22 protein-coding genes are annotated in these 18,242 nt (G+C 34.9%); 1 reads left to right on the forward strand and 21 read right to left on the reverse strand.

What is annotated here, in order from left to right; translation table 11 throughout:
* Positions 1 to 68: 68 nt before the first annotated feature.
* From recN to J7E16_RS01610, 20 genes are all read right to left on the reverse strand, one after another.
* Complete coding sequence (gene recN / locus J7E16_RS01515; RefSeq protein ID WP_214887893.1) at positions 69 to 1,784, reverse strand: DNA repair protein RecN; 1,716 nt, start codon at positions 1,782 to 1,784, stop codon at positions 69 to 71.
* A gap of 34 nt (positions 1,785 to 1,818) precedes the next feature.
* Positions 1,819 to 2,268 carry an arginine repressor gene (gene argR, locus J7E16_RS01520; protein ID WP_034547908.1) on the reverse strand — a complete coding sequence of 150 codons (450 nt, stop codon included), beginning with the start codon at positions 2,266 to 2,268 and terminating at the stop codon, positions 1,819 to 1,821.
* A gap of 139 nt (positions 2,269 to 2,407) precedes the next feature.
* Positions 2,408 to 3,235 (reverse strand): TlyA family RNA methyltransferase, encoded by an 828-nt coding sequence (locus tag J7E16_RS01525; protein ID WP_214887896.1) that lies wholly within the window; start codon positions 3,233 to 3,235, stop codon positions 2,408 to 2,410.
* Positions 3,236 to 3,253: 18 nt separating this feature from the next.
* Positions 3,254 to 4,153 carry a polyprenyl synthetase family protein gene (locus tag J7E16_RS01530; protein WP_214887900.1) on the reverse strand — a complete coding sequence of 300 codons (900 nt, stop codon included), beginning with the start codon at positions 4,151 to 4,153 and terminating at the stop codon, positions 3,254 to 3,256.
* Positions 4,154 to 4,168: 15 nt separating this feature from the next.
* Positions 4,169 to 4,405, reverse strand: a complete 237-nt coding sequence (locus J7E16_RS01535) for an exodeoxyribonuclease VII small subunit (protein ID WP_214887903.1) — start codon at positions 4,403 to 4,405, stop codon at positions 4,169 to 4,171.
* On the reverse strand, positions 4,402 to 5,742 hold the full coding sequence (xseA, locus tag J7E16_RS01540) for an exodeoxyribonuclease VII large subunit (protein ID WP_214887906.1): 1,341 nt from the start codon (positions 5,740 to 5,742) through the stop codon (positions 4,402 to 4,404). Before xseA ends, J7E16_RS01535 begins: the two co-directional genes overlap by 4 nt.
* Before the next feature lie 39 nt (positions 5,743 to 5,781).
* Entirely contained in the window at positions 5,782 to 6,648 is an 867-nt protein-coding gene (locus J7E16_RS01545; protein WP_034547898.1) for a bifunctional methylenetetrahydrofolate dehydrogenase/methenyltetrahydrofolate cyclohydrolase, read from the reverse strand.
* A 258-nt stretch (positions 6,649 to 6,906) separates the two neighbouring features.
* Positions 6,907 to 7,350, reverse strand: coding sequence for a transcription antitermination factor NusB (nusB, locus tag J7E16_RS01550; protein ID WP_214887910.1), 444 nt, complete (start codon positions 7,348 to 7,350; stop codon positions 6,907 to 6,909).
* Complete coding sequence (locus tag J7E16_RS01555; RefSeq protein WP_214887913.1) at positions 7,350 to 7,775, reverse strand: Asp23/Gls24 family envelope stress response protein; 426 nt, start codon at positions 7,773 to 7,775, stop codon at positions 7,350 to 7,352. Before J7E16_RS01555 ends, nusB begins: the two co-directional genes overlap by 1 nt.
* A gap of 52 nt (positions 7,776 to 7,827) precedes the next feature.
* Complete coding sequence (gene efp, locus J7E16_RS01560) at positions 7,828 to 8,385, reverse strand: elongation factor P (protein ID WP_214887916.1); 558 nt, start codon at positions 8,383 to 8,385, stop codon at positions 7,828 to 7,830.
* An 89-nt stretch (positions 8,386 to 8,474) separates the two neighbouring features.
* Positions 8,475 to 9,506 (reverse strand): M24 family metallopeptidase, encoded by a 1,032-nt coding sequence (locus J7E16_RS01565; protein WP_251006025.1) that lies wholly within the window; start codon positions 9,504 to 9,506, stop codon positions 8,475 to 8,477.
* Between the two features lie 165 nt (positions 9,507 to 9,671).
* Entirely contained in the window at positions 9,672 to 10,061 is a 390-nt protein-coding gene (locus tag J7E16_RS01570; RefSeq protein ID WP_214887919.1) for a hypothetical protein, read from the reverse strand.
* On the reverse strand, positions 10,054 to 10,560 hold the full coding sequence (gene comGF / locus J7E16_RS01575; protein ID WP_214887922.1) for a competence type IV pilus minor pilin ComGF: 507 nt from the start codon (positions 10,558 to 10,560) through the stop codon (positions 10,054 to 10,056). The genes J7E16_RS01570 and comGF overlap by 8 nt, the downstream gene beginning before the upstream one ends.
* Positions 10,505 to 10,855, reverse strand: coding sequence for a type II secretion system protein (locus tag J7E16_RS01580; protein ID WP_214887925.1), 351 nt, complete (start codon positions 10,853 to 10,855; stop codon positions 10,505 to 10,507). Before J7E16_RS01580 ends, comGF begins: the two co-directional genes overlap by 56 nt.
* Positions 10,833 to 11,270 (reverse strand): competence type IV pilus minor pilin ComGD, encoded by a 438-nt coding sequence (gene comGD / locus J7E16_RS01585; RefSeq protein ID WP_214887928.1) that lies wholly within the window; start codon positions 11,268 to 11,270, stop codon positions 10,833 to 10,835. Before comGD ends, J7E16_RS01580 begins: the two co-directional genes overlap by 23 nt.
* Complete coding sequence (gene comGC, locus J7E16_RS01590; protein WP_034547878.1) at positions 11,270 to 11,590, reverse strand: competence type IV pilus major pilin ComGC; 321 nt, start codon at positions 11,588 to 11,590, stop codon at positions 11,270 to 11,272. Before comGC ends, comGD begins: the two co-directional genes overlap by 1 nt.
* Positions 11,587 to 12,645 (reverse strand): competence type IV pilus assembly protein ComGB, encoded by a 1,059-nt coding sequence (gene comGB, locus J7E16_RS01595; RefSeq protein WP_214887930.1) that lies wholly within the window; start codon positions 12,643 to 12,645, stop codon positions 11,587 to 11,589. Before comGB ends, comGC begins: the two co-directional genes overlap by 4 nt.
* Positions 12,599 to 13,666 (reverse strand): competence type IV pilus ATPase ComGA, encoded by a 1,068-nt coding sequence (gene comGA / locus J7E16_RS01600; RefSeq protein ID WP_214887933.1) that lies wholly within the window; start codon positions 13,664 to 13,666, stop codon positions 12,599 to 12,601. The genes comGB and comGA overlap by 47 nt, the downstream gene beginning before the upstream one ends.
* A gap of 161 nt (positions 13,667 to 13,827) precedes the next feature.
* The gene (locus J7E16_RS01605; RefSeq protein WP_214887936.1) at positions 13,828 to 14,553 is read right to left on the reverse strand and encodes a YebC/PmpR family DNA-binding transcriptional regulator; all 726 of its coding nucleotides are present in this window, start codon (positions 14,551 to 14,553) and stop codon (positions 13,828 to 13,830) included.
* 102 nt (positions 14,554 to 14,655) lie between these two features.
* Entirely contained in the window at positions 14,656 to 15,186 is a 531-nt protein-coding gene (locus tag J7E16_RS01610) for a VanZ family protein (RefSeq protein WP_214887939.1), read from the reverse strand.
* Positions 15,187 to 15,399: 213 nt separating this feature from the next.
* On the opposite strand from J7E16_RS01610, the gene J7E16_RS01615 reads away from it, so the two are divergent.
* Entirely contained in the window at positions 15,400 to 17,211 is a 1,812-nt protein-coding gene (locus tag J7E16_RS01615; protein ID WP_214887942.1) for a M3 family oligoendopeptidase, read from the forward strand.
* 41 nt (positions 17,212 to 17,252) lie between these two features.
* Here the strand turns inward: J7E16_RS01615 and J7E16_RS01620 are convergent, their stop codons facing one another.
* On the reverse strand, positions 17,253 to 18,161 hold the full coding sequence (locus tag J7E16_RS01620) for a diacylglycerol/lipid kinase family protein (protein ID WP_214887945.1): 909 nt from the start codon (positions 18,159 to 18,161) through the stop codon (positions 17,253 to 17,255).
* Positions 18,162 to 18,242: the final 81 nt, after the last annotated feature.

Here is an 18,242-nt window from a genome sequence, read left to right on the forward strand (position 1 = left end):
TAAATAAAAATGATCTTGCAATACATCAGACCTTAAAGTCCGATTGATTGCAAGATCATTTGTTTTAACTAATTTTTTTTTTGCTTTTGTTTTTCTATTTTAGCTAATACCGTTAATTCTTTCGCATGTTCTAATGTTAGTTTTGTAATTTCGGTTCCCGCTAACATACGAGCAATTTCCTCAACCTTTTCTGTAGTTTCCAAAGCATTTACATGCGTTTTTGTTCGGTCATTTTCAACGCTTTTTGAAATATATAAATGATTATCTGCCATCGCCGCTACTTGAGGTAAATGAGTAATACACAGAACTTGAGAATGAACAGCTACCATATAAATTTTATTTGCAATAGCTTGTGCAACTCGTCCGCTCACACCTGTATCTACCTCATCAAATATAATACTTGTGATACCCTGAGATTTAGAGAATATTGTCTTCATCGCTAACATCATACGAGACAATTCTCCTCCAGAAGCTACCTTAGCTAAAGGTTTTAACGGCTCACCCATATTTGTAGCAATATAAAACTCAACCGCATCAAAGCCGGATTCATGTGCTTCTTCACTCAAAAATTCTTTAATTGGTTTAAAGAATTGAACTTCAAAAACTACTTTTTCCATATATAATTCTTGTAATTGTTCATGAATAGACCGTTCAATGTCTTTAGCTACTGTTCTACGTTTCAAAGAAAGTTGACAGCCTTTTTTTATCAATTTTTTTGATAAATCAGCTAATTCTTTTGTCATATTCGTTAAATGATTTTCACGATTCATGGTTTGATCTAGTTCAGCTGAAATTTTTTCATAATAAATCTTTATTTCTGCAATAGAATCACCGTATTTTCGCTTTAATTGTTTGATGATTTCCAGTCTTTTCTCAATCTCATTTAACCGGTTCTCATCATAAGCCATCTGATCTATTTCCCTCAAAATATCACTAGCCGCTTCTTGGAGCTGGAAGTAACTATTTGAAATAGCTTCTGATAAATTTTTATATTTTTCATCTATCTCTTCCAGAGAGCTCATATCAGTCATTGCATTCCCAACTAAGTCAATACCATTGACCTCATCCCCTTGCAGCACATCATAGCTCAAAGATAAGGCTGACATGATTTTTTGATAATTAGATAAGATGTTTTTTTCTTCTAGCAATTCTTCTTCTTCTCCATCAAGAAGTTCTGCCATTTCAATTTCACTTGTTTGATACTGCAGCATATCTAAACGTTGTGCCAATTCTTGTTCGCCATTTTGCCATTTTTCATAGGCTTTTTCGACTTTTTTATATTGCGTGTAGGTTTCTTGAAAATCTTTTTTTAATCCGACTAATTCTTTATCGCCAAAATGATCTAACATACTTAGGTGGCGTTCAGGATTCATCAATTCTTGATGTTCATTTTGACCATGGATATCAATAATGGATTCTCCAATTAAACGCAACGTTGCTATAGTAACTAATCGGCCGTTAATGCGACAAATATTTTTCCCACTGCGATGAATGTCACGTTGAATGATAACAATACCTTCATCACTATCAATATCATAAGTTTTTAGCAATTCATAAGTAAGCGAATTTCCTTCCAACGAAAACAAAGCTTCTAATACACACTTAGCAGCACCATGTCGGATAAACTCACTAGATCCTCTTCCACCCGCAAGTAATCCAACAGCATCGATAATAATTGATTTACCTGCTCCTGTTTCTCCGGTCAATACGGTCATACCGAGGTTAAAACTAAGATTCAAATTCTTTATGATAGCAAAATCTTTGATCGTTAATTCTTGAAGCACTGTTTAACACCTCCAATACTTCTCTCTTGGACACTTAAATTAATTGTATAAAATGATTTTTTAACTGTACTGCTTCTTCAGGTGAACGACAAATAATAAATACTGTATCATCTCCCGAAATAGCTCCAAAGACACTTTCAAAATTTGAAGAGTCAATCAAACTGCCTAGAGCGAAAGCGTTTCCAGGAATGGTTCGAATGAGTAGAAAACAATCTTGTGTGTCCACTGAAACAAAAGCATCTTTAAATAAACGCTCCAATTTTATTGATGTATCGTATTGGATATCAGGCGGCAAACTATATTGGTATCCTCCTGTTTGTGAGGGAACTTTTACTAATTGCAGTTCCTTGATATCCCGTGAAATAGTTGCTTGTGTGACTTCTATGCCTCTTTCTTCTAACATACGCACAAACTCTTCCTGCTTTTCAATAACATTTTCTCTAATCAACTCTTGTAATAAATGGTGACGTTCTCTTTTCTTCATCTTTCCACCTCATTCTCATAACTGTATTATTCATTTAATACTCCTATCATAGCGTACTTATTTCAGATAGAAAAGAAAAAAATAAAAGATCTTAGAATAAAAATACGAGTGTACTAATTCAATTAGTACACTCGTATTTTTATTTATTTTTGTTTTTTAGTGTGCCATATGCTTCTGTTAAAACTGACTCTATATCTACGGTCTTAGCTAATTCACCGTGCATTTTATCATTCCATTGTAGATGAGCTAAAAATTCGATATTTCCTTCTCCACCAGTGATAGGTGAAAATGTCAAATTTAGTACATCATACCCAATACTTACCGCAAATGACAGCATATCTGTTAGAACTTGTTCATGGACCTTTTTATCACTGACAATTCCTTTTTCGCCCACATCTTCACGACGAGCTTCAAATTGAGGCTTTATCAAAGCCAAAACATCTCCACCGGAAGCAATAATATTTTTTAAAACCGGAAGAATAAGGCGTAAAGAAATGAAGGAAACATCGATCGATGATAAGTTTGGTCTGCCTTTTGAAAAATCTTCTGGCTTACAGTACCTGAAATTCGTTTGCTCCATAACAACGACTCTTGGATCTTGACGAAGTTTCCACGCTAACTGATTAGTTCCGACATCCAAAGCATAGCTCATTTTAGCTCCGTGTTGCAAAGCAGCATCTGTAAATCCACCAGTAGAAGAGCCAATATCTAGCATGATTTTATCTGCAATGGTTACATCAAAAAATTCCATAGCCTTTTCTAATTTAAATCCCCCGCGACTCACGTAACGAGAATGCTTTCCCTTTAAGTGGAGTTGCGTATCGGATGCAATTTTTTCTCCAGCAGTATCGATCCGTTCTTCTTTAGCTGTGTATACTTGACCAGCCATAATCATACTTTTCGCTTTTTCTATAGACTCTACAAGGCCTTGTTCGACTAAGAGGATATCTACTCGTTCTTTCTTCATGTAACGGCTCCTATCTTTTTAATCGATCACCAATAGATCAATAATTTCTTCCAATAAATTAATTTTGATTGGTTTAGCTGAATCCTTGCTAATGTATTCAACGGCCGTCAAATTTTCTTTTGCAGCTGCTAACTCTTGATCCAAAGCCTTTTTTGCTCCTGCAAGTGTTAACAAACCAGGATAAGTGCTTTTATTATGAGCTTCATCCATTCCAATATTTTTACCTATTTCTTCTACATCGCCGATTACATCTAAAATATCATCACGAATTTGGTAAGCTAATCCGATATGTTCAGCATACTTTAACAATTGTTCAGCTACTTCTGGTATTGCATCAGAGATCACACAAGCTGCATAAATTGGGAATTTTAATAATTCACCAGTTTTATTTCTGTGAATAAGCTGAAGTTCTTCCAAGTTAAGGTTTTTGCCTTCTCCTTGAATATCCGCCATCTGTCCTAAGATCATACCTTCTGGACCTGCTGCTTTTGCTAATGCTAAAATTAATTTCAGTTTTTTTTCTAGTTGAATTTCAGATGCTGCAACGATTTCAAAGGCTTGTGTCAGCAAAGCATCTCCAGCTAAAATTGCTATATCTTCACCATATACAATGTGACTTGTTGGTTTCCCTCTGCGTAGATCGTCATCATCCATGGCTGGCAAATCATCGTGGATCAAGGAATACGTATGGATAAATTCCAAAGCTGCACTAGCAGCGTAGCCCTTTTTGACATTGCCGTCCAACGTTTGAATTGTTGCTAAAAGGAGTAAGGGTCTAATTCTTTTTCCACCTGCTGCTAAAGAATAAGACATGGCTTCATGCAGTTTTTTTTTCTTAGTTAAATCTTTCCCTATATATGCCAGCATTTCTTTTTCAAATGACGGCATTACCTTTTTTTTAAACGAATTTAGATCCATGGTCGGCTCACTTTCCTATTCCTTTTCACTATTCTCTTCAAACAATTTCTCTTTTCCATTCTCGTCTACTATTTTAGTCAATGTTTGTTCTGCATTTTGTAAGGTTTCTTTACAAAACTTACTTAGACTTACACCTTGTTGGAATTGATCTAACGCCTCTTCTAATGGAACATCGCCACGTTCTAAATTCGTCACGATTTCTTCTAACTGCTGCATAGCTTCTTCAAATTTCATTTTTTTAGCTGTACTCATTTAGATTCCTCTTCTTTCTTTATCACTTTTGCCTCAAAGTTTCCTTTGTGCAAATGAATGTGTATCTTATCTTCTAATTCAACTTGTTTGCTGTCTTTAATAACTTTTCCGTCCTTTGTCGCATAACTGTATCCTCGGTTCATGATTTTTAACGGGCTCAAATAATCTAGCGACTGTATAGCGTATTGAAATCGTTTAGTTTGATTTTCCATATACCATTCCATTTGCGTCGTCAACTGGCGGTTTATTACACTCAAATCACTAAATTTTTGCTTTACCAATTGCGTTGGATTTTGTGCATTTAGCTGCAGCATTTGTACATTTAACTCATTTTTTAATTGCTGGTTTTTCTCTTCCATTGCTCGAACGAGCCTTTCAGATGAAAGGTCCAATTTTTGAGCATATCCCTCATACAATCTTTGCGGTTGACTGAATATATAAGAGCTTAAATGACTGTTGAGTCGTTGATTTAAAACCTCAACTTTCCGAGCGTAACTTTGAACAAGGCGCAATTTCAACTGATCAATTTTAATCAACTCATCTGACAATAGAGGAACGGATAATTCAGCCGCCGCTGTTGGAGTTGCTGCTCGAACATCTGCTACTAAATCTGCAATAGTCGTATCTGTCTCATGTCCTACAGAAGAGATAATGGGTGTTTGAGCTTCAAATATCGCACGTGCAACTTTCTCCTCGTTAAAAGGCCATAGATCTTCAATCGAACCTCCACCACGCGCAATGATCATTGTATCGAAATAACCTTTTTCTTCTACCATACGGATACTTGATACGATTGCATCAGCAGCTTTATTTCCTTGGACAAGTGTAGGGTAGATAACCAATTGTACAATAGGAAATCGTCTTTTGATCGTGGTCATAATATCTCTTACAACAGCGCCGCTAGGACTCGTTATAACTGCAATTCTTTTAGGAAAAGTAGGAATCAATTGCTTTGGAGCATCAAATAATCCTTCATTTTTAAGTTTTTTCTTCATCTCTTCTAAGGCTTGATATAAAGCCCCAACTCCATCGGGTTCCATATGTTCAATCGTTATTTGGTAATTCCCACTTGCTTCATATAACGAAATATGCCCAATAACTAGTACTTTCATTCCTTCTTCAGGAGTAAACTTAAGTTTTTGAAAAGCTGGTTTAAACATGATAGCAGAAATTTTTGCATGGTCATCTTTTAAGCTGAAATATTGATGTGCATTTGGTCTGTTTCTAAAGTTAGAAATTTCACCTGTCAAATAGATTCTTTCTAAATAAGGATCCCGTTCAAATTTTCGTTTAATGTATCTAGTCAATGCGGTGACCGTTAAGTAATCATCTGACAATTCATTCACTCCTTTAGCGGTATTGCAGCATTAAAGATGTTATCTTTTTTTTGAGCTAGCAGCAATTTTTTTAGCACTTTCAATCGTTTGATACAATAGCATTGTGATCGTCATTGGGCCTACTCCCTTAGGAACTGGCGTTAAGTAGCCTGCAACTTCAGCTACCTCATCACTTTTTACATCACCGATCAATTTGCCATTTTGGTCACGATTCATCCCTACATCAATAACTGCAGCACCTGGTTTTATAAATTCTTTTGTAACAAAGTTGCCTCTGCCTATCGCAACAACTAAAATATCAGCCGTACGAGCTAATTCGGCCAAATTTTTTGTTCTAGAGTGAGCCACAGTCACAGTTGCATTTTTCATCATTAATAGCTGTGCCATAGGCTTTCCAACAATATTGCTACGGCCTATGACTACTGCTGTTTTTCCTTCGATTTCTATTTCATAACGTTCCAATAGTTTCATAATACCATATGGTGTACAAGGTATTTTATCCGGTTGTCCTATAAGTAATTTTCCCATATTCACAGGATGGAACCCATCAACATCTTTTACAGAATCAATAGCATTTAATATTTTATCTGAATCGATCTGCTTTGGCAAAGGCAATTGGACTAATATCCCGTGGAAAGAAGGGTCTTCATTATATCGGATGACTTCATTCAATAATTTTTCTTCTGATATATCTGCTGGATAACGCTTTACGAGCGAGTGAAATCCTAAAGATTTTGCACGCTTTTCTTTATTTCTAACATACGTTTGGCTTGCAGGATCTTCACCCACTAATAATACAACTAAACCAGGGATGATTCCTTCTTCCTTAAGTTTATTGACATTATTCTGCATCTCGATCGTCATTTCATCGGCTAATAGTTTACCGCTCATAATTATTGCACTCATAAGAATCCCACCCTTTTCGTCTCAACTGAAGTAAAAATAATTTCATCATAACTATCTTATCATAAGAATTCGAACAGTTATACCCTCAAATCTCCATTGCGAAAGTTTCTAAAAATAACCTTTATGCATCCAGAAATTTCAAGTAAAGGATTCACCTAATCTACTAACACGAAAAATGGTAGTCCCTTTTTCGTACAAAAATAGGCGTGGATGAATTTCTTCATCCACACCAAAAAGTGTATAGCCTAAAAACAAAGATTATTCAGCTTCATCTTCACTGTTTTCATTTACTATATTTGCTAAAACACCGTTAACAAATTTTCTTGATTTTTCATCACTGTACTTTTTAGTAATTTCCAGTGCTTCATTTAGTGCTACTCTATCTGGTACATCTGAAACGTACATCATCTCAAAAATTGCCACTCGAATAATAATTAAATCCGTTTTAGCAAGGCGATCTAATGACCAGTTTTCTAGATGACTTTTTATTTTTTCATCTATTTCATCTTGTTTTTCCATTACACCTGATACAAGCATATCTAAATAACTTGGTACCAGAACTGTTTCAACTTCATCAACTAATTCATTTTCACTCGTTAAAGCTTGTTGCATCGCTTCTTCTTTTGACAATTCATCATTAACGGAAAGTTGAAAAAGCGATTGTAATGCTTTTTCTCTAATATCACGTCGTGTTAAGCTCACTATTCGTCACCATCTTCTTCTTTATCAAGATCTAATAATTCTTGTAATTCTGTTTTTTCCGGTACAATTCCTACGATGTGAACATTTACTTCAGCTAATTCTATGTCTGTCATTTGAAGTAATTGTTCTCTTACTTTTTCTTGAATTTCTAAAGCAACTTTTGGTACTGATACTCCATAAACAAAGTAACAGTAAATATCTACTTTTAAGCCTTCTTCACTAGATGTTAGATGGACCCCTTTTTTATGGTCTACTCGTCCGAATAACTCAGAAACACCAGAAGATATTTTCCCTCGCATTGCATAGACTCCATCTACTTTGTTTGCAGCAATACCTGAGATCACTTCAATTACTTGAGGAGCTACTTCTATTTCACCCAGAGTACCTTTAGTATCATGTATTGCAACTGTCGCTTCTTCAGCCATAAGGCAAACCTCCTATATTCACTAATTTCTTTTTACCATTGCGATTGAATGACTATGCACGTGATACGTAAGAACCGTCTTGAGTATTAACAATCAATACATCATCCACATTCACAAAGAAAGGAACGTTTACGGATGTTCCCGTTTCTAAGATTGCTGGTTTTGTTCCACCTGAGGAAGTATCTCCGCGAATACCAGGTTCTGTTTCAGCAACACGCAGTTGAACTGTATTTGGCAATTCGACACCTAACACTTCTGTATCGTACATTAAAACATGAACTTCCATATTTTCTTTCAAATATTTTAATTCTTCAACGATCGCATCCCTTGGTAATTCGATTTGCTCATATGTTTCACTATCCATAAATACATAAGCGCCGGCACTTTCATATAAATATTGCATTTTTTTATTATCGATTTGAGCTTTTTTCACTTTTTCGCCTGCACGGAAAGTTTTTTCTTGTACAGCACCAGAACGTAAATTTTTAAGTTTTGAACGCACGAAAGCAGCACCTTTACCAGGTTTTACATGTTGAAATTCTATAACACGCCATATTGAACCGTCTACTTCGATTGTTAAACCTGTTTTAAAAACGTTTACTGAAATCATTTAATTTCCTCCTATGAGTCCGTTCCTATTTTCTATATAAGTGTATCATTTTTTCAGTGTTCTGCCTAATAAATTGTAAATAAATACTGTTACAAAATGATTAATTCTTTTGGAGAATGAGTAATGACCTCATTTCCATTTTTAGTGATCACCAAATCATCTTCAATTCTGACCCCACCAAATCCTGGAAGGTAGATTCCTGGCTCATTAGTAATCACATTTCCAGGTACAAATATTTTTTCTGCTAACTTGGAAACATTTGGTCCTTCATGAATTTCTAACCCAATCCCATGACCAGTTGAATGCCCAAAAGCCTCTCCATAACCATAGCTTGCAATATGATCTCGTGCAACAGCATCTAGCTGGACACCCGACATGCCTGGTTTAGCCGCATCAATAACTTTCAGCTGTGCCTCAAGTGTAATAGCATAGATTTCTTTTAATTTTTCGTTTGGTGTACCCACTGCAATTGTTCTCGTCATATCAGAAACATACCCTTCATAATAACAGCCGAAGTCAATTGTAACGAAATCTCCTGTTTCGATTTTCTTATGGCTGGCTACTCCGTGAGGCATTGCTGAACGGATCCCACTAGCTACGATCGTTTCAAATGACACGCCTGTTGCTCCTAAGCCGCGCATATGAAAATCAAGCAAATTGGCTACTTCAATTTCTGACATACCAGGTTTTATTTCTCCTAAGATAAACTTAAATGCCGCATCAGAAATAGAACAGGCTTTCTTGATCGTTTCAATTTCTGTTTCATCTTTAACTTCTCTTAGTTCTTCAATTAATCCTTTTACTGGAATCAATTCACTCGGAATAATTTTTTCTAATAATTCAAAGGTACTGTATGTGACAAAATCTTCTTCAAAACCTAAAGTTTGAATTTTATTTTTATCTAGCAACTTTGCGACTTCATCGAAAATAGGTCCAACGTTTGTAATAATTTGGAATCCTACAGCTTGTGTTGCCACTTGTTCAGTATATCTAAAATCGGTCACAAAGTAAGCTTTATCTACTGTTATAACACATAGACCAGTTGTACCTGTGAAATTTGAAATATACCGCAAATTATAAGGACTTGTTACCAATAATGCCTCAATACCTTTTTCTTTCATACCTTCACGTAATTTAGTTAGTTTAGTCACTATTCTTCACTCCTTATTTTTGTATGTATTTTAATCTTTTTTTAAGTAGCCGTTTCTATTCGATCATTATATCAAATCGAACCACAAAAAGAAATAACTTCACTTAAGCTTACAATGAAGTTATTTCTCATTTTTTTAATTTTCTGTAATAGCTATTCTGTCTTCTTGTGCTTCCATATCATTTGAATTTTCAATAGGTTGTTGCTTTAGTTGGACTTCCATCTGTTTTGAAAAGACATTTTTAAGTGTTCCTTTTAAAGTAAATGAATCCATGCTTTTTTTTTGGATGGTCACTGTTCCATCAAAAAAAGTAACGATTCCATTTTCTAGTTCTTGATTTAGTTCATACTGATTCTTGAGTTCCATTTTAGAAAGTATCAGCATACTTTCTACATTATAATAATGTTTTGTCATTCTTAATTGGTTCATTTGATTCTCAAAAATTTTATTTGTCCCTAAAAGTATGATACTCATCAATAAGACAAACACCATCACTGAAGGTAAAACAGCTCCCTTTTCATTCATTTTGAACACCTGCTAAATTATCCTCAATAGATAGTTGTGCATGATAGGTTTCTTTATTTAAAAAAGTTACTGTGATCTCTATAAATGAATTATTTTGAACAAAATTTATTGCTTTGACTTTCATTAGCATAGGATGATGTCCTCCAGACCCCGTTCGACGTCTTAGTACTTCAAAGTGTCTTTCATAATAAATCATTTCCTTAAGCTGGCCTTTTTCGTCCAGTAATTTAAACTGTAATTCACTTGGTTTAGCACTAACAAAAACGAGTCCTTCTATATTGTATTCGAATTGGTTCAAAAACATATGCCATTCAAGTTGTCGCTCTTCAAAAGTTTGTTTACGTATCGCTTGGTATTGCATCGTTGCAAAGCTTAAAAGAGAAATGCATAAAACTAGAATAAATAAAGCTGCTAAGGCTTCTATTAAAGTAAACCCTCTTTGGTCAAGGGTTAACCTTTTGAAAAGACAGGATTTCAATGGAAATTTCTTCTTTCTCATGTTTTATACGTACTCCTTTTTGAGCAGTAGTTGTTATTTGTTCGATGGTAAAAACTTTCCCTCCCGTTCTCCAAGTGTTATCCGTTGTTTGAAGCTGCTCAATTTTCTGTACTTGTTCGTACTGGATGCGATACATTTCAACAGCTGTCTTTTCTGCATCAACTTTTTTTAGCATACTTACAATGAAAGGAATATAAATAGCCATACACAAACTTAAAATAGAAAATGCTACTAAACTTTCAATCAATAAATACCCTTTTTGATTCACTTTCTTATTGCCAATTATACCTGCCACTTCCTAACTGAAAAGCCATGGTATGCCTTGTATTGTTAATAAAAAAAACTAAAGTATCAAAATTACGTAAATTCCCGCTGTAGCCGTTAAAATAGTAGGTTTTACGATTAGGAGTGGTTATCGTTTCTGGTAAATGGATCAATTGGTTCAATTCATTCTGTTCATCATCAATAACTTTAAATTGGATCGTCTTGTATTGAGAGGATACAATCATTGTCGCTGTATTCCCAGATAAAATGGCATAATTTTGAATAGCTGTCATATGACTTTGTAATTCTTCAACAAACAACTGGTTTTCTAACGTATTTTTAGTGTTTTTTGTGTAAATAGTTGGAATAAGTAATAAACTAGCAGCAATTAACAAAACAAGGAGCATTTCAAAGAGCAGTATCCCTTTTTCATTTAATGATTCCATTAATTTTGACTCGAACTCACTATGCCGTTCGTAATAGTAATGGATTTAGCGCTTGCTTGCTTAACTTGTTTCGCTGATAGATATCCTTGTTGCTGTAAAGCGTCTAAGGATACTGCCCCCTCTTCACCCTCTAATTCATAAAGCTCAACTTGCGTTTGAATAACGGTAACCAATGCTTCTGTCCCCTGAGCATCGATCGAATCTTTTTGTTTCACTACATTGGGTACAATCAACAGCATCAATACTGAAATAATGAATAGTACCATTACCATTTCAATCAGTGTAAATCCTTTTTGATTCAATTGTTTTTTCATTTTCATAATATTTCCTCCATCATTGTGAACGTTGGTAGTAACAAAGCTAGATAAACACACATAATAAAAAAGGCAATAACTAAAAATATAACAGGTTGGATCCAACTAAATATTTTTTGGATCTGAACCGTCAATCGCAGTTGACAATCTTTTGCATAAACAGCCAGTTCTGTTCCTAAACGGCCAGTTGCTTCACCATGCATAATAATGAATCCAAGTTCACTATTAAAAAAAGAAAAACTGTCCATTGATTCTTTAAAATTCCGGCCCGTTCTTAGCTCTTTTTCCATCTTACCCGCAACCTCTTGCATGAGTTGCGTTGTTTCCTTCGATTGCATGAGTTCAATAATTTTATTCATTTGATGACCACTTTTTAATAATTGACTCCACTCATAACTAAATAAATTTGTATAATACAACCTTAATAACGTAGAAATAATAGGGATTTTCATGAAAAAAGCTGTACGTTGAATAGCTGTCTGTTTTCCTAATTGATAACGAATCGTTAAAATAATCAAGAAGACGATTATTGAACCGATACCTAAAATAGCTGGGAAGTAGTAGACAAAGCCAATCGCAACGCTATTAACAATAGAACCCTTTGTAGCATTCATTTGCTCAAAATTAGGCAGTATCGTATAACGGATCGCCATTAAAATACCTATCATAAATAGCAATAAAAATATGGGGTACTGCAATAATTTTGTCAGCTGGCTTTGTTGTTTCACTTTTTCTTCTAAGTAATTCCCGCTCGCCGCTAAGGCTTCTGTTAGATTACCATGGATAAACGATAAATAAATTTGAGAAGAAACTCGTTCAGAGAATCCTTGTTTTTTTATGCTGCGATCAAAACGCTCTCCATTTTCTAATTCTTCAAGAATGGCTTGGATCCAATGCGCTTCCTTTGGCACTATCATTTTTAAAAATAATAATGCTTCTTTTAAAGAAAATCCCTGTGTCATCAATGCAGACAGTTTAATTAAAAATGAAGCTTGGATAGACAGTGATTTTTTTTTAAGGGATTTGGAACTGAATAAAACTTTTTTCACTGATGTAGCCATATGCATACGCCTTTCTTAACAATAAGTTAAAAGACCTGGTTTGTTTCCCTTGAATTTGTTCTTCTGTTTGAGTCTGGTTAAGATAATGCTTAAGCTCTTCCCTTGATAAAACATCATATAATATTGCTCTTTTTTCATACAAATTTATATGGAGGCATGCCGGTTCACAGTCTCCTTTACAAAAAGGACAATATCTCGGAATCAACTTTTGAAAGACTACCCCGAGTAAAGTTTGCTTTAACTGCTCTTGTGTCACCCCAAGTTCCAATAACCGTGAAATAACTCCAACAGTATTTTTTGCATGAACACTTGCAATGATCATGTGCCCGGTTAAAGCTCCCCTTATAACCATTTTCGCTGTTTCTTCATCTCTTATTTCACCAATAATAATGATATCGGGGTGATGACGCAGACTAGACTTTAAAAGCGTCTCATAAGTAATTCCAGCTTTTTCATTTACCTGTGTTTGTAAAAACAATGGTTCTTCAATCTCAACGGGATCTTCAACTGTTATAACTTGTTGTCTACTTGTTAGATAACTTTCACGAACAAGTTGATACATCGTTGTCGTCTTACCTGATCCAACGGGGCCTGAAAAAATGAGTAACCCACTATTAAATTGAGCCAACTGCTCAATCATTTGAACTTCTTTTTTGAAATAAGTTGTTTTCGACAAAGATAGATGCATCGATTGGTTTAAAATTCTTATAACCATAGATTCTTGAGCGCGAAAATTTGTAATAGTCGAAAACCTTAATGCAGTAGTATTTCCTTCAATTATCAATTGAGCAGCTCCACTTTGCGGTTTTCTTCTTTCACCTACATCCATATTCGCTAAATATTTAAAATAGGAAATAAATCGTTTACCTTCTTCTTCTGGTACAGCATTCCAGAAACTCATTTTTCCACCGATTCGAAAATAAAATCGGTATTGATTATCTTCAGGCAAAATATGGATATCACTTGTGCCTGTTTCTTGAGCTTTTAAAACAACATACTGTGTAAACTCTTCAATTTCCATTATCCACCTCCCTTATCCGCATTTTTGTTATTGTTCTTAATTTAAATATGTGCAGTCAAGTTAGTATTGCGTTATTCTTTTTACTAATTTTTAACAAAAAAAATCCCTACCTTTCTATTTGTGCTAGAAAGGTAGGGATTCTTCAATTTTTAGTTAATCGCTTATAATTCAGCGTTGTGGAAAACTTCAGTTACATCGTCATCTTCTTCAAGTTTATCGATCATTTGATTGAATAAACTTTTTTTATCTTCCGGCAACTGAACCATTGTTTGTGGAATCATAGTTACCTCAGCTTGCGCTAATGTATAACCTTCTTTTTCTAAAGCATCACGTACATCTGGTAAATCAGAAGGATCCGTATAAATTTCAAATACTTCATCTGATGTTTCCATTTCATCTCCGCCAGCTTCTAGGACACTCATCAGCATGGTATCTTCATCAATTTCTAGCCCTTCACGTTCAATTGCGATATACCCTTTACGATCAAACATATAACTAACAGAACCTTTTTCGCCCATAGAGCCGCCATTTTTGTTAAAAGCGACACGAACATTAGTCCCAGTACGATTTAAGTTATCTGTTAAAGTATGAACCAATACAGCCGTTCCTTTTGGGCCATACCCTTCGTAAATCACTTCATCATAATTTTCATTTTCACCTGTTGTGCTTCCTTTTTTTATAGCGCGTTCAACATTATCATTCGGCATATTATTAGACTTAGCCTTATCCATCACCATACGTAATGAAGGGTTAATGTTTGGATCAGGCCCACCACTTTTCACAGCCATGTATATTTCTCTTGATATTTTTTGGAATATTTTCCCGCGTTTTGCATCTTGTGCATTTTTACGCCCTTGGATATTGTTCCATTTTGAATGTCCTGACACTCCAAACTCCCCATTTCATAGTATAAGTGTATTAAGCTAGAATAAATAGCTGCCCTTATTTTATCAAAAAACCCGTTACAGAGCAACTATTCACTAATTTATCTATCGTTTTATCTTTTTAAATAAAGATCTATTTTTTTTCTTTTTAGAATAGAACAGGAAAAATACTATAGCTAGGAAAATACTTGTCAATGCTCCTGTAGCGTCCAAAATGACATCTTCCATCAAAGGAGTCCGATCAGGTGTGATACTTTGATGTAACTCATCAAAAGCTGCATAGCCAGATGCTAATAGCCATGATACAAGCGCTGCTAACCCAATGCTTGTCATTTTATTTTTCAATCCTAAAAACCAACATAACCCTAATAAAAAATAAATTCCAAAATGAGCCAATTTCCGAATAAAAAATTCAATGAACGAACTATATCCTTGTGCAGCAATGCTCACTTCATCGCCTGCATAATTAAATTGAATCAGGCTTAAAAGGTTTTTCAATGGTTCTTTAGCTAAAATTTCATCTAGCATACCTGTCAACGATTGTTCTCCATAAGGCTGAGAAGAACTGTAAAATAATACTGCCATTATTATAAATGCTAGTAGAATAAAAAAATTATCTTTTGTAGTTGAACGCATCTGTATCTTCCTTCTTTCATAACTTTGTATTAACCTTTATTTTTATGTATCATCAAGCTAACTATGTCTATTTTACATTATAGTGAAGTATTTTTGGTGGTTATTTTTAAGTCAGGCTTATTACACTTATTTAGTTTGAATAACTACTGGTTTTAAAACTTTGACAAACTAGAGTATAATGGATTTATTCAAAGTGTGAAAGGGAGTTACAATATGAAATACAATATAAAATGGGATCTTGAATCTATTTTTCCAGGCGGCAGCAGTTCACCACAACTAAAAGAAAAATTAGCTCTTATCCGAAATCAGCTAGATGAATTATCTTCACTTACTACTAAGTGGGATACTGAAAAAGATGGTCCCGCATTTAAAGAGCTAGCCGATATTCTGCTTGTTCAAGAAAAATTAACAAAGGGACTTTCTCAAGTTTTTACTTTTGTAGAAGCTGTTCAATCTGCAGATGTACTTGATAAACAAGCTGGGGCCCTTCTTGGCCAAGTAATCGAATTGAGTAGCGCTTTTAGTACGCTTCAAATTATTTTAACAAAAAAAATGGTCGCTATGCCTGATAATAAATGGAATGAGCTAGTTGAACTACCTGCTTTTAAAGAAATTGAATTCAGCCTAAATGAAACGCGTAGACATGGTAAAGAACTATTAAGCGAAACAGAAGAAGCCTTGATCAATGCTCTTTCCATCGATGGTTTCCAAGGATGGAGCGATCATTACGATTCATTAGTAGCAACTATTGAGATTCCTTTTGAAGATGGTGAAGGTCATATCCATCAGTTGTCAGTTGGACAGGCCTATAATAAAATGAATACTGATCCGGATGCAAAAGTTCGCGAGCAATTATTCAAGAAATGGGAGGAAACCTGGGGGAGCATGGCTCCTTTATTCAGCGACACATTAAATCATTTGGCTGGTTTTCGCCTAGCAGACTATAAAGCTCATGGTGTTAAAGATTTTTTAAAACGTCCTTTAGAATATAATCGGATGAACCAGGAAACCTTAGATACAATGTGGAAAGCCGTTAGCGACAACAAAAAGCCTTTTGTTGATTACTTAAATCGTAAGGCTCAATTGCTGGGAAAAGACAAATTATCTTGGCAAGATACTGAAGCACCAGTGATAATCGGAAATACATCTGCTAAGGTTTATCCATATGATGATGGTGCTGATTTTATTGTAAAAAATTTCCGTAAGTTTAGTGGGAAAATGGCTAATTTTGCTCAATACGCTTTTGACCACAGTTGGATTGAAGCTGAAGACCGTGGTGGAAAAAGACCTGGTGGATACTGTTCAGAGTTGCCAGAAAGTAAAGAATCTCGTATCTTTATGACTTATGCTGAATCGCCAAGTGAAGTATCTACATTAGCACATGAATTAGGTCATGCTTTTCATAGCCATGTAATGACTGATCTACCAACTCTTAACCAACAATATGCAATGAATGTTGCTGAAACAGCAAGTACTTTTGCAGAAATGATCATAGCCGATGCTACCGTTAAAGAAGCGACTTCTAAAGAAGAAAAAATCACTTTATTGGATACGAAAATACAAAATGCCTTAGCCATGTTTCTAAATATACATGCGCGTTTCTTATTTGAAACACGATTCTATAATGAACGTCAAAACGGTATTTTAACAGAGGATCGCCTTGGTGAATTGATGGAAGAGGCTCAAAAAGAAGCGTATCAAGATTCTTTAAGTGAGTATCACCCGCATTTTTGGGCTAGTAAACTCCACTTCTTTATTGCTGATGTTCCTTTTTATAATTTCCCATATACTTTCGGCTATTTATTTAGTTTAGGAATCTATGCTCGTTCTTTAGAAGAAGGAGCTGGTTTTGAAGATAAATACATTGCATTGTTGAGAGACACTGCCTCAATGTCTACAGAAGATTTAGCTAAGAAACATCTAAATGCCGACTTAACTAAACCAGATTTTTGGGAAGCTGGTATTGCCATCATGAAAAATGATGTCGATACTTTTATGTCCTTAACTGAAGAATACGTGAAATAACATAAAAAATAAGACAATCTTTTTAAAGATTGTCTTATTTTTTATTCATTTTTTGAATCTTCTGGAACAAAAATCGTGATGTGACTAGGTAAAACTTGAACGGTAAGAGGAAGTTTGTCTCCCTCATCTCCATCAATATTACTTACCAATTGGATATCTTCTTCTACGACAGCTATTTTACCTGATTTAAATTTTCTGTATAGTGTTTCATCTGCATCAGTTGCGTTTCCTGAAATCACTTTAGGAATTAATTTAACTTTATCCATTAAAGTCTTCCCTTTTAATGCAACTAAATGCAAGTATCCATCATCTATTTTTGCATGCGGCAACATGTTTTCAAATCCTCCGACAGAATTCGTTAATACGATAAGTACTAAACTAGATTCTTGTTCAATGACCTCATCATCTAAGACTAATTTAAAAGGATAGCTTTGATTATCGTTAAAAGCCTTTGCTCCTTCAATAAAATAGGCTAACGATCCTAATTTTGTTTTTTGATCCGCATCTACGTTTTTAACTGCTTCTGGAATTTTCCCAATCGCAATGACATCGATAAAATAGGAATCATTTACTTTCCCAACATCTAGTTTTTTTGTTCTTGCGTTTGTCAACATACGAATGGCTGCTTTCGGATCAAGTGGAACGCCTACTGCACGACCTAAATCATTGACAGTCCCCAAAGGAATGATGCCTAATTTTGGACGATAGGCTTCCTCTGCTAAACCACTTATACACTCATTTACTGTTCCGTCACCACCCATGACAATAACTGCTTCCACGCGTTCTTTAGCAGCTGTTTCAGCAAATTCTTCAGCATCTCCGCCTTTAGCTGTTTCTTTAAGTATGACCTCATCATACATTGATTCTAAAACTTCTAGAGCAAGATCTGTATACTCTTTCCCCTTTTCTCCTCCTGAAGAAGGATTTACGATCAGTACCACTTTTGTCATTTTCCATCAACCCTTCCTATACCTATGTAGAAATCGTCTTTTATAGATTTAGTTTAACTTAAGCTCTATTCAATTGCTAAT

Source organism: Carnobacterium sp. ISL-102 (genome assembly GCF_018612935.1).
Taxonomy (GTDB): domain Bacteria; phylum Bacillota; class Bacilli; order Lactobacillales; family Carnobacteriaceae; genus Carnobacterium_B; species Carnobacterium_B alterfunditum.